Annotated in this window: 5 protein-coding genes; 4 read left to right on the forward strand and 1 reads right to left on the reverse strand. The window is 39.5% G+C overall.

Annotation, left to right across the window (positions count from 1 at the left end; all coding sequences use genetic code 11):
• Positions 1-1,363 precede the first annotated feature (1,363 nt).
• Positions 1,364-3,271 (reverse strand): tRNA uridine-5-carboxymethylaminomethyl(34) synthesis enzyme MnmG, encoded by a 1,908-nt coding sequence (gene mnmG / locus CH376_RS23055; RefSeq protein ID WP_100784532.1) that lies wholly within the window; start codon positions 3,269-3,271, stop codon positions 1,364-1,366.
• 144 nt (positions 3,272-3,415) lie between these two features.
• On the opposite strand from mnmG, the gene CH376_RS23060 reads away from it, so the two are divergent.
• The 4 genes from CH376_RS23060 to dnaN form a co-directional block, all read left to right on the forward strand.
• Positions 3,416-4,339 (forward strand): branched-chain amino acid transaminase, encoded by a 924-nt coding sequence (locus tag CH376_RS23060; protein WP_100784531.1) that lies wholly within the window; start codon positions 3,416-3,418, stop codon positions 4,337-4,339.
• A gap of 6 nt (positions 4,340-4,345) precedes the next feature.
• Positions 4,346-5,284 carry a DNA polymerase III subunit delta' gene (locus CH376_RS23065; RefSeq protein ID WP_100784530.1) on the forward strand — a complete coding sequence of 313 codons (939 nt, stop codon included), beginning with the start codon at positions 4,346-4,348 and terminating at the stop codon, positions 5,282-5,284.
• A 316-nt stretch (positions 5,285-5,600) separates the two neighbouring features.
• Positions 5,601-6,932 (forward strand): chromosomal replication initiator protein DnaA, encoded by a 1,332-nt coding sequence (gene dnaA / locus CH376_RS23070; protein ID WP_100784755.1) that lies wholly within the window; start codon positions 5,601-5,603, stop codon positions 6,930-6,932.
• A 310-nt stretch (positions 6,933-7,242) separates the two neighbouring features.
• Positions 7,243-8,234 (forward strand): DNA polymerase III subunit beta (dnaN, locus tag CH376_RS23075; protein WP_100788512.1); only part of this gene is annotated, 992 nt, incomplete at its 3' end.

An 8,234-nucleotide genomic window follows, 5' to 3' on the forward strand; every position in this document is an offset into this window, starting at 1 on the left:
AATCTCCTCAGCAGGATCAATATCCAAGGAGAACAGGAACGAAAAAATCAGCTCCATTACGGATCTAATGCTCAGCTTACCAGCTTTACGTTTCACGTGAAACAAAATAACAAATGGGAACTTCTCAAAACCCACGAACTCTTTTACAGATAATCTTTTCTGAGCACTAAGAGAGTAGGATTGAGTCGCCGGCTTTTTCAGTCCCGACCTTCCTTTCGTCATCTTTCTTTATCTGAATGCAAATGTCTTCTCCACCAATGAAACGAAAAGCTTTTGCGTCGAACTCAAATTCTGCATCCTTAATCTCTACTCGAACATCCAAGTCGATGACCGCTTAGAGACAATCATAGAATTTTAAGTTGGAATGCTCATTCTTGTAATGAGGTTTGCGGAAAATTTTTGATTTTCGGAACAAGACCTCAATCGAGTTTTAAGATTGAAGAAGCTACGGTGACGTCTTCAAGATACAATCTTAGATTTTCGAGGAAGTATTTTTGAACGAAAGGAACTTGATATTCAGCGGAGAAAGAATTTTGATTCTTCACCTTTTGCTAAAATTCTAAGAAGATTTGAATTTGTGCGAGGCATGCCTATAATTTTAACGAGTTTCGCGTGAACAGTCCAAAGAGAATTTTCTTGTAGCTACCCATTGTTTAAGAAGCAATCGAAACCTATTTCGAAAAATGCCGAATGAAAGGCGTCCACATAATCGTTAAAAATGCAGCGTATTTTGCGAAACATTAGAGGCGTAATTTTGCTGAAGATCAGAATTCTTAAATGATCTTCTCGATAGATGAAGTGAAAAGTTAGAATCGCGAATTCTAAATGTTTCTTTGCAGGAAGCGCTACGAGAAATCAAAACGTTCAAAATTCTTGCTTCGAATATCATAGAAATCATCCTGAGTAAGGATGAAATCACTTATCAAACTAATTCGGGACCGAAGAATGCGCTTACCTTTTTTCAACAGCGAACCTCTTTCAGGTCGGAACTCCGGACTCTTTTTCAATAAGAACTTCTCTTCAATATTCGTCGTTTCGCTAGCTGCAAAACATAAAGATGATCTAAAAATTCACTCACGCTATCGATATCCATTTGCTTCTTTCTGAGTTCAATTCTTACTTCCGACTCGCGGCATCCAAAGCATCATCTCAATCTTTAGTTTTGAAAAGTTGGAACTCCAACGTTTTAGAAAAATAAGTCATTGGATTTTTCTTCTGAAAGAACCGGCGCATAGTTAAAAAGCGAAACGTCTTTTTTTGCGTCCGTTCACTCCAAATAAAAAAACCCGGATAAACACCGGGTTTTCAAAGCGTTTCATGTGAAACGCAGGCTAGGAGTTCCGACAAAATAGAATTTTCGGACTTACGACATCTCCGCTTCCTGTTTTTTTCTTCCTTTGATATGATAGAGAAGAAGGTCAATGTCGCTTGGATCGACTCCTGAAATCTGTGCCGCTTTCTCAAGAGTCATAGGCTTGTGCGTCTTTAATTTTTGGATCGCCTCTTTCTTTAAACCGGAAATCGTATCGTAACTCAGGTCCTCCGGAATGCTGAGATCCAGATACTTATTCTTCCATTGAATCGTTTCCAATTCTCTTTTGATATAACCTTCATACTTGATTTCCATTTCGAGAATATTTTTCTCCAATTCAGACCAAGATAGAACTTCCGGGATCATAAATTCTACATCCGTAATTTTGATCTCGGGTCTTTTCAAAAAAGAATCCAACTTCATCCCGAACTTATAGTTCAAGATTCCCTTTTGATCCAGGAGACTTTGAAATTCATCCGAAGGTTTTAAAGGAATCTGATAAATTTTTTCACGAACGGCGCTGACTCGTTCGTACTTTTCATTCATTCGATCGAAGGAAGTTTGATCAACGAGTCCAAGTTCATAGCCATATTTCATCAGTCGAAGATCGGCATTGTCCTGTCTCAAAAGAAGTCTGTGTTCCGCTCGTGAAGTAAACATTCTATACGGATCCTCTACACCTTTATGTACGAGATCGTCGACCAACACACCGATATACGATTCACTTCTTTTGAATAAGAGGGGAGGTTGATTCCTTAAAGAATTAAGAACGCTGTAAGCAGCGACCAAACCTTGGGCTGCCGCTTCCTCATAACCCGTTGTCCCGTTGATTTGACCGGCGTGATAAAGACCTTTGATCTTTTTAGTTTCTAAAGTCGGCTTTAATTCCGTCGGATCCACATAGTCATATTCAATCGCATAACCGGGCCTTAGAATTTCAGCATTCTCTAATCCTTTCAAAGAACGCACAAGTTTCCATTGAACTTCTTCCGGAAGACTCGTCGAAACTCCGTTGAGATAAATTTCCGCAGTCTCATATCCTTCCGGTTCTAAAAAGACCTGATGCCTTTCTCGATCCGCAAATCTTACGATCTTATCTTCAATTGAAGGACAATAACGCGGACCCGTACTCTGTATTTGTCCGGAATACATCGGAGAAAGATTCAAATTCTCATGAATAATCTTGTGAGTATCCGCATTGGTATAAGTGATATAACATGGAATCTGCTTTCGTGTAATTCTATCGGTGGAAAAAGAAAACGGAGAAGGAGTTGCATCGCCGTCTTGAATTGCGAGCACACTGAGATCGACTGAGTTTTTATGAATCCGCGGAGGAGTTCCGGTCTTCAATCTTCCCAACTTTAAATTGTATTTGGCAAGCGATTTGGATAATCCTTTGACAGTCGGCTCGCACATCCTTCCGTTCTCATTTTGATACGTTCCGATATGAACGAGCGAAGATAAAAACGTTCCCGTCGTTAAGATCAAATGGTTTGTAAAAATCTCAAAGCCTCTGCCGGTTTTTACACCGATCACCGAATCATTTTCGATTAACAATTCTTCCACCGTGTCTTGACGAATCGAAAGATTCTTCTCCGCTTCAAGAGTGTGTTTCACTTTGAGTTGGTATTCTTTTTTTTCAGCCTGCGCCCTCGGAGCCCAAACACTCGGACCCTTGGAAGTGTTGAGCATTTTAAATTGAATTCCAGTTTGATCGATGACTTTACCCATAAGTCCGCCAAGAGCGTCAACTTCTCGAACCATGTGTCCTTTGGCAATGCCGCCGATCGCAGGGTTGCATGACATTTGACCGATGGTATCTAAGTTCATCGTGATGAGCAGAGTTTTAGCGCCGCCTTTAGATGCAATGTATGCGGCTTCGGAACCCGCATGACCTGCGCCGACAACGATACAATCAAAACGATTTGGAAAAACGGATGTGGTCTTAGATTCAAGCATTGAGATTCAACTTCCTGAAAAGAGATTATAAATTTAAGAATGGGATGTTTCGCAAGTAACGAGCGCTTTTGTTGCAAGATGCAATCGACAAGAGACCCGACATATTGATTCATGGAATTATATCACTTATCAGGTTCCTGTTCTATGGCAGTATCCATCAAGAAACTATCCTATTTTGAAGGAAAAATCCTTCCCGAATCCGAAGCTAAGATCAGCATCCAGACGCACGCCCTTCAATATGGAACCACCGTCTTCGGCGGACTTCGAGGTTACTACGACAAAGATACGGATAACATCTATCTATTTCGTATCTTAGACCATTTTCAAAGGCTTATCAACTCGACTAAAATCATGCAGTTGAAGTTGGAAAAAACTAAAGAAGAATTGCGCGACATAACAATCGATCTGATTCGTCAGTGCGGGTACAAAGAGAACATCTATCTTCGGCCTTTCGTTTATACTTCAGCATTACAACTCTCTCCACGTTTCCATGACGTCCCGACCGAACTTGCGATCTACATTCTACAATTGAATGATTACTTAGATACGAAGCGCGGATTGAAAACTATGGTTTCCAGTTGGAGAAGATTTGACGACGCAGTAATCCCGACTCTTTCCAAAGTTTCCGGCGGCTATGTGAATTCAGCGCTCGCAAAATCGGAAGCCGTACAAAACGGATTTGATGAAGCGATCTTCTTAGATGCTCGCGGATTCGTAAGCGAAGGCTCAGCTGAAAATATCTTTCTCGTTCGCGACGGCAAGATCATCACGCCCGGAGTAAATTCTTCCTTGTTGGAAGGAATCACAAGAAGGAGCGTTCTTCAGATTGCAAAGGACGACGGAATCGAAGTCATTGAAAGAGATATATCTCGCAGCGAACTTTATATTTCCGATGAAGTTTTCTTCTCAGGGACCGGAGTTCAAATCGCATGGGTTTCCGAAATCGATCATAGAAAAATAAGCAACGGAGAGATGGGACCGATCACGAAAAAGATTCAGAGTTTATTCTTTAACCTTGTGATCAACAAAGACGAAAAATACAGACACTGGTTGACCCCGGTTTATTGATATAAAATGAGTTCTCCCACGTTTCATCTGGATGATATCTTAGGACAAGAAACCGCGCTTACGTTTCTAAAAAGATATTCTTCCAGACCTGAAATGATTCCTCCGTTATTGATTTTTCACGGACCCGACGGGACCGGAAAGGAATCCGCATCGGAAAGATTTATCAAACAAGTCCTTTGTTTTGAAGGAACTTCATGCGGAACGTGTGCATCGTGCAAAGCGTTCATGCACAATTCGCATCCGGATTACATTCGTTTTCCCGAAGAAAGCGGAAAGATCATTCCCATCGGAAGCGAGGAGAATCCGGAAGAATTCACCATCCGCTGGTTGATTCGTTCACGACTCAATTACAGACCGCATCTTTCCAAGTTTCGTTTTATAGTATTTCCTGATGCTTCTTTGATCGGAAACGAAGCGGAAACCGCACTCTTAAAATCCTTGGAAGAATCACCACCGTTTTCCAGATTCATATTCATCGTTAACAATTTAGATAAACTGAAAGAAACAATCGTTAGTAGAGCTATCTGTGTTCCATTCCAATATCTCAATCAGGAAGTTCTTCAAAAAATTCATTCTCAATTCAATCTACCGATCCTTCCTTTTCAAGGAGGAAGTATGCTATCCTTCGAATGTCCGAAGGATGTAATCGATTTAGTTCAGGAAAAAATCAAAGATAAAATCGAAACACAACTTGATTTGCTAAAATTAGAATCATGGATTCATTCTTATAAAGACGAACATCCCGAATGGAAGGAAAATTTTTCTTATAAGGAATTTCTGGAACTGGTAAGTCTTATTTTAATCTACGAGTACACAAGAACCGGATACGAAAATCATATCTCTAAGATCGAAGCGATCTTTCAATTCAAGTCGGAAATTCATAAAAAGATCATCGGATTGGAAACCCTGGCGCTTTCCAGACTCTTTTTTCACCTTTCTCTCTAAATGACATTCATTATTTTGAATATAGATTCTTATAAATAAACAAAAAGAACGTTAGGCGAAACCTAAATTGGACTCAAAATAACTTTTGCGACATAATTTATTATTCAATCCATAAACCTTTCCTTTTTTCGGGAGAACTTTCCGATTCCGGAATTTTCATTTGAGTACAAGAGTTCTTTCAAAAATAGTGTATTCTCATTCATCGAGCTCCGGGACTCCGGAGGAAAAGTGAAAAATCGCCCTATTCAATCGATTTGGATAAAATGATCCGAATCAAACTCGTAAAAATATCTCTCAAGTGAGATTTTTTGTTTTTATTTCTTTGGAGGAAGAGTTGAACCTAGTTTGGAATAAAATTTTAGAGGAAGTATCCAAAAAAATATCTCCTCAATACTTTGAAAGGTTCATTGATACCCTAAAATTAGAAACTCTTAACTCCGAAAAATGCACGATCATAGCTCCTTCTGCGACGATCAAAACTCATGTTGAAAGAAAATATCAAAGCATCATTGAAAGTGCGATCTTAGAAGCATGCGGAGATAAAATTCCGGTCGAGATTTTAATCGAATCTAAGCCGGCATCTCCTCTTCAGACGATTATTGAAAAATCATTCGACCAAAAAGATTTTCAATTCAATCCGGATTACACGTTCGAATCTTTTATCGTAGGCGATTGCAACCGCCTTGCATACACGGCCGCAAAGGAATGTGTAAAAAAACCCGCGGAGATAAATCCTCTTTACTTATTCGGAAGCGTCGGAGTTGGAAAAACGCATCTACTTCACGCGATCGGTTCCGAACTTTTGAAAAAAGATCCCTGGAAAACAGTTTGTTACGTCGACATCTCTTCTTTTATGAACGAGTTTCGTTTCGCACTTCAATCCCGAGAACTCATCGAAAGTTTTAAGATTAAATATCAATCCTACAATTGTCTTCTTGTGGACGATATCCAACTTCTCTCCACCAACGCAGAAAAAACGCAGGATGAATTTTTCGCTCTGTTTAATTTTCTCTTTGAAAGAAAAAGGCAGATCGTAATCGCCTCGGACCGACCCAGTTCCGAACTTCCCATTCACGAAAGACTGAAATCAAGATTTGTTACCGGTGTTCAGGCCGACATTCAATATCCGGACCGCGAGATCAGAAGAGGAATCGTAGCCCACCATTCTCAGATTATGGATTTAGGATTGAGTGAAGACATTCTTGATTTTCTTGCCGATCAAATCGAGGAAGATACAAGACTTCTCCTCGGAGCGCTCAACGATATTTATCTTTATAAAAAATCATATTCTTTGCTGTTCTTAAACCTAGAAAAAGTAAAGGAAATCGTTAAGAATCGTCTGTATCGTAAAAAGAACGTTGAATTTTCTCACGATCGAATCATTGAAGCGGTTGCAAAAGAATTCGGTTTAAACTCTTCCGAGATTATGGGAAAAAGTAGAAAGAAAGAACTCATCATTCCCCGTCACATCTGCTTTTATCTTCTGCATAACGTTTTCAAAGTCAATAAATCTCAAGTGGGCAGACTCTTCCAAACACAGCATACAACCGTAATTCACGGGGTTAGAAAAGCCGAAGACCTCCTTTCAAAAAACAAAGAGATGAGATTTTTAGTGGAACGGATCAGTTCACGCTATCGACTTCAATAAACATTTCAGACTTACAACTTTCAGTACAAGGCTATTCACACTGTAAATAACCTGTACATTAACTCTTAATTCCCTGTTTAATGGATTCAATAAATCTGTAAATAAGACATAATGCAAAATTACTGTCGCTTCAGAAGAAGAAATTTACGAAGAATTATGTCAGAAACGAAAATTCACTTTTCAAAAAGAATGAGACATATTTCAGTATTCAATAGGAATACGATTTTATGTACATATTTACAGGTACTACTCCTACAACTGTACAATAATAAGAATCTATTTAATTAAGTAAGATATTAGGAGACCTAAATTGAAAATCAAAGTAAACACATCTGAATTCTTAAAAGCGATCCATGCGGTCGAAGGTGTTATCTCTGCGAGAGAGATTAAATCTGTATTATCAAATCTTAAAATAGAAGCCGAAGGGAAAGAGGTATTTCTTTCAGCGACGGATCTTGAGATCTCTATAAAAACTTCCGTTCCGGCGGATGTCATTCAGCCCGGAAGTATTTCCCTACCGGCAAAACAACTTTCCAGTTTTTTTAAAACGATCAATTTTGAAGAAACCGTTCTATCCTTAGAAGAATCGGACGGCGAATCTTCCATTGCATACATTACCGACGCCTCCGGAAAAAATGACTACAAATCCAAAATTTCCGGGATGGACGCGGAAGAAATCAAAACTATTTCCAAAGTGAATTCTTCTCAAGTTTCCTCTTTTCCAAGTACGTTGATAAACGACATGATTCGTAAAACTTCTTATGCGATCGCGCATGAGGATCAGAGATTTATTTTCAACGGACTTTATATGATTCCGAATGAGACCAAGTTGATTTTTGTCGGGACCGACGGAAGAAGACTTTGTAAAATCGAAAGGACGCTTCCCGCTCCGTTGCAATTTAAAGAATCCATCATCGTTCCTGCAAAGGCTATCCGCGAAATTTCAAAGATGATCGCCACTTCGGAAACGGGTAGTATCGGTTTGATAGACAGCCAGATTTATGCGTCTGCCAATAACATCGAACTTTTGTGTAAGTTGATCGAAGGAAATTTTCCGAATTACGAACAGGTCATTCCAAAGAGCACAAAATTCTCCACTTCGATTTCCAAAGAAGAATTTCAAGTTTCACTGAGACAAGTTATGACCGCCGCCGAAGAACCTTCGAGACAAGTCAGACTTACTTTTACAAAAAACAATCTAAACTTCTTTGCGCAGACTCTCGGAGCTTCCGAAGCGAGCATCAACAAATCCATTGAATATTCCGGAGACGAAGTAACGATCGCTTTCAAAGGAGAATATCT

The organism is Leptospira adleri (assembly GCF_002811985.1).
Classification (GTDB): Bacteria; Spirochaetota; Leptospiria; order Leptospirales; family Leptospiraceae; genus Leptospira; species Leptospira adleri.

Excerpts from the sequence above, each read along its gene's own strand:
- mnmG (WP_100784532.1), bottom strand. The coding sequence starts at position 3,271 with ATGCTTGAATCTAAGACCACATCCGTTTTTCCAAATCGTTTTGATTGT.
- CH376_RS23060 (WP_100784531.1), top strand. The coding sequence starts at position 3,416 with ATGGCAGTATCCATCAAGAAACTATCCTATTTTGAAGGAAAAATCCTT.
- CH376_RS23065 (WP_100784530.1), top strand. The coding sequence starts at position 4,346 with ATGAGTTCTCCCACGTTTCATCTGGATGATATCTTAGGACAAGAAACC.